Origin of the sequence: Devosia sp. (genome assembly GCF_041917035.1) — a bacterium.
Lineage (GTDB): Bacteria > Pseudomonadota > Alphaproteobacteria > Rhizobiales > Devosiaceae > Devosia_A.
Genome location: NZ_JAYRYM010000303.1, coordinates 1 through 3,904, shown reverse-complemented (window position 1 = coordinate 3,904; position 3,904 = coordinate 1). Strand labels below are relative to the sequence as shown.

The window sequence follows — 3,904 nt, the reverse complement described above, 5'->3', positions numbered from 1 at the left end:
TGCCGGACCCGCGGTGGTCTCCGGCCCCGGCGCCGAGCCGGCCTGCTTCGCGCCCTGGAGCGCCGACACCAAGTACTTCCAGTGGGAGAAGCAGGACGGTCCGTACCGCATCGCCGTGGTCAACGGCTTCGTCGGCAACACCTGGCGCATCCAGATGATCAAGACCGCCAAGGCCTTCGTCGAAGACCCGGCGATCAAGGACAAGATCGCCGAGTTCAAGGTGGTCTCGACCGGCACCGACGCCCCGGCACAGCTGGGCGCCATCGAGGACTTCATCAACCAGGGCTTCGACGCCATCGTCACCATCGCCGTGGCGCCGGAAGGCTTCGACCGCGTCATCCGTCTCGCCGACCGCGAGAATGTCGTGCTGGTGCCGTTCGACAACGTGCTCGACACCGACACCGTCATGCAGGTCAACGAGGACCAGCTCGAGATGGGCCGCCAGTGGGCCCGCTTCGTGCTCAAGGAACTCGAGGCGACCGGCAAGACCTCGGGCAAGATCCTCGAAGTGCGCGGCCTCGCCGGCAACTCGGTGGACCGCGACCGCTCGATCGGCATCCACGAGATCTTCGATGCCAGCGCCGGCCCGTGGGAAATCGTCCAGGTGGTGGGCAACTGGGATGACGGCACCGCCCAGAAGGTGACCGCCGACGCCCTCGCCGTGCACGGCACCTTCGACGCCGTGATCACCCAGGGCGGCTCGACCGGCACCGTGCAGGCGCTGATCGATGCCGGCCACCCGATGGTGCCGATCGGCGGCGAAGCCGAGAACGGCTTCCGCAAGCTCGTCGCCAAGCACTCCGCCGACGGCCTCAAGGGCCTCTCGATCGGCCAGTCGCCCGGCCTCGTCGCCATCTCGATCAAGGCGGCGATCGCCGCGCTTGAGGGCAACGTCATGCCGCAGCTGATCTCGGTGCCGCTGCCGGCCGTCGACTACACCGGCCTGCAGGACGGCGTGAACTTCTGGACCGACCTGCCCGACAACTTCTTCACGGTGAACGAGTTCCCGCCCTGCGGCGTGAACATCTCGGGTCCGGCCATCATGGCCCAGACCGAAGAGAACGTGCAGTAACGCACGCGCACAAACGGGGTGCCGGCCGCGTGCCGGCACCCTGCCCCCGCCCGCCGGGCACTCCCTTCTGGACCTGAAACCGGCCCCATGAGCACCGATTCCCCCTTCGTCCAGCTGTCCGGCGTTTCCAAGTTCTATGCCGGCGTCCGGGCCCTCGAGAATGTCGACTTCGCCTGCCGCCGAGGCACCATCCACGCCGTCCTGGGCGAGAATGGCGCCGGCAAGTCCACCCTGATCAAGATCATGGCCGGCGTGGTGACGCCGACGGTCGGCGACCTCACCGTCGAGGGTCGGAAGGAGCATTTCGTCAGCCCGTCCGAGGCCGTGCGCAACGGTATCGTCTGCGTCTTCCAGGAACTCAGCCTGATGCCGGACCTGACGGTGGCCGACAACATCTCGATCGCCGATCCGCCCCGTCGCTTCGGCCTGATCGACCGCCGGGCGCAGCGGCAGCGCGCCGAGGAACTGCTGGCGCGCATCCACTGCGAGGACGTCGATCCGCGCGCCCTGGTGCGCGACCTGTCGCTCAGCCGCCGGCAGATGGTCGAGATCGCCAAGGCGCTGGGCAAGGCGCCCAAGCTGCTGATCCTCGACGAGGCGACGTCGGCGCTCACCAGCCGCGACGTCGAGACCGTCTACAAGGTGCTGGCGGACCTGCGCGAGTCCGGGACCGGCATGCTGTTCATCTCGCACCGCATGCACGAGGTCGAGGCGCTGTGCGACACGCTGTCGGTGTTCCGCAACGGCCGCCACATCGAGACGTTCAGGAAGGGCGAACGCAGCCAGTCCGACATCGTCAAGCTGATGATCGGCCGCGACGTCGAGCACCAGTTCCCGCCCAAGCCGGCGCCGCAGCAGCGGCCCGCGCACCTGTCGATCTCCGGGCTCAGGTGGGAGAACCGGCTGAACGGCGTCGACCTGAAGGTCGGCAAGGGCGAGATCGTCGGCCTCGGCGGCCTCGACGGGCAGGGCCAGAAGGAATTGCTGCTGGCGCTGTTCGGCGTGCTGAAGGGCGTCGGCGGCGAGGTGCGGATCGGCGCGGGCAACGGCCTCACCGGCTCGCCGGCCGAAGCCAAGGGCGGCGACAAGCGCATCGCGCTGGTGCCCGAGGATCGCAAGACCGAGGGGCTGATGCTGCCCATGTCGATTGCCGACAACCTGCTCGCCGCCTCCTACGACAAGGTCTCCTCCGGCCCGTTCATCGATCCGGGCCGGGCCAGGGCCGCCGTCGAGGACGCCATCAAGCGGCTCCAGATCAAGGTCGGGCGACCGGAAGACGCGGTGGCCACGCTGTCGGGCGGCAACCAGCAGAAGGTGGTGATCGCCAAGTGGCTGATGACCGACCCCGAAGTGATCCTGCTCAACGACCCGACCCGCGGCATCGACGTCGGCACCAAGCAGGAACTCTACCGGCTGATGCGCGACCTCGCCGACCGGGGGAACGCCATCCTGTTCTACTCGACCGACTATGCCGAACTGATCGGCTGCTGCGACCGCGTCTCGGTGATGTATGGCGGCCGCATCGTCACCGAACTGGACGGCGACCAGATCACCGAGGAGGCGATCATCTCGGCCTCGCTCAACATCCACACCCCCGATGCCAAGAGGGAGGCGGTCGCCTGATGAGCGCCATGTCTGCCACCACCCAGGGCCAGCGCCGGGCCTCGGCGCTCGAGACCTCGTTCAAGCAGAACCGGGGCTTCTACGGCGCCATCGTGCTCTTCGCCCTGCTCTACATCACCTACAACTTCCTGCACCCGCGCGGCTTCACCACCAATGTGCTGATCGCCAACGCCAACGAATCGGTGGCGCTCGCCTTCGTCGCCATGGCCCAGGCGGTCCCGGTGCTGGCCGGCGGCCTCGATCTGTCGGTCGGCGCGGTGATGACGCTGGCCGCCTGCATCGCCAGCGAACTGGTCAACGGGGATCCGCTGCGCATGCTGCTGGGCTGCCTCGTCACCCTCGGCGCCGCCACCGCCTTCGGCTTCGTCAACGGGCTGATCGTCGTCTATGGCCGGCTGCAGCCGATCATCGTGACGCTGGCCACCGGCGCGGTGGCGATCGGACTGGCGCTGCTGATCCGCCCCAAGCCGGGCGGCGACGTCGACCTCGACCTCAACTGGGCCGCCACCAACTCGCTGCGCGACCTGGCCGAGACCTATCACCTGTTCGACGACGGCGACGCGGCCTGGCTGCAGCCGATCGGCTGGGTGCCGGTGCCGCTGCTCATCCTCGTCGTGGTGGCGCTGCTCGTCTGGGTGCCGTTCAAGCGCACCGTCACCGGCCGCACCATCTACGCCATCGGCTCGGCCGAGGGCGCCGCCTACATGAGCGGCCTGCCGATCAACCGCGCCAAGCTGGCGGCCTTCACCCTCGCCGGGTTCTTTGCCGGCTGCGCCGGGCTCTACCTCGCCATCCAGACCGGCTCGGGCAATGCCGACATTCCGCAGGCCGGCGCCTATACGCTCAACTCGATCGCTGCGGTGGTGCTGGGCGGGGTGTCGCTGCTCGGCGGCATCGGCACGGCCATCGGGGCGCTGATCGGCGCGCTGATCCTCAGGGCCATCTCGTTCTACTTCCGGATTCTGTCGATCGACCCGCTGCTGCAGCCCCTCGTCGAGGGCGTGGTGCTGCTGGCCGCGGTGAGCCTGGGCGCCGTGCGGGCCCTCCGGGTCAAGAACCGTCTCGAACTCTTCCGCTAGGAGCTCCCGTCGTGGCCAGTCTGCTCGCCCGTATCAAGCCCGACGACTTCCCGATCCTCGTCGCCTCGGGCTTCATCGTCGTCATCCTGCTGGCCGGCACCGGCTATACGCTCGCAACGCTCGGCACCGC

Annotated in this window: 3 protein-coding genes; all 3 read left to right on the top strand. The window is 68.5% G+C overall.

What is annotated here, in order from left to right:
* A partial coding sequence (locus ACE3TU_RS19900; protein WP_374627402.1) for a sugar ABC transporter substrate-binding protein occupies positions 1-1,072 on the top strand: 1,072 nt, incomplete at its 5' end.
* Positions 1,073-1,159: 87 nt separating this feature from the next.
* Positions 1,160-2,695: a sugar ABC transporter ATP-binding protein gene (locus ACE3TU_RS19895; RefSeq protein ID WP_374627400.1), complete on the top strand. Its 1,536-nt coding sequence runs from the start codon at positions 1,160-1,162 to the stop codon at positions 2,693-2,695.
* Positions 2,696-2,703: 8 nt separating this feature from the next.
* Positions 2,704-3,774, top strand: a complete 1,071-nt coding sequence (locus ACE3TU_RS19890) for an ABC transporter permease (protein ID WP_374627404.1) — start codon at positions 2,704-2,706, stop codon at positions 3,772-3,774.
* Positions 3,775-3,904 lie beyond the last annotated feature (130 nt).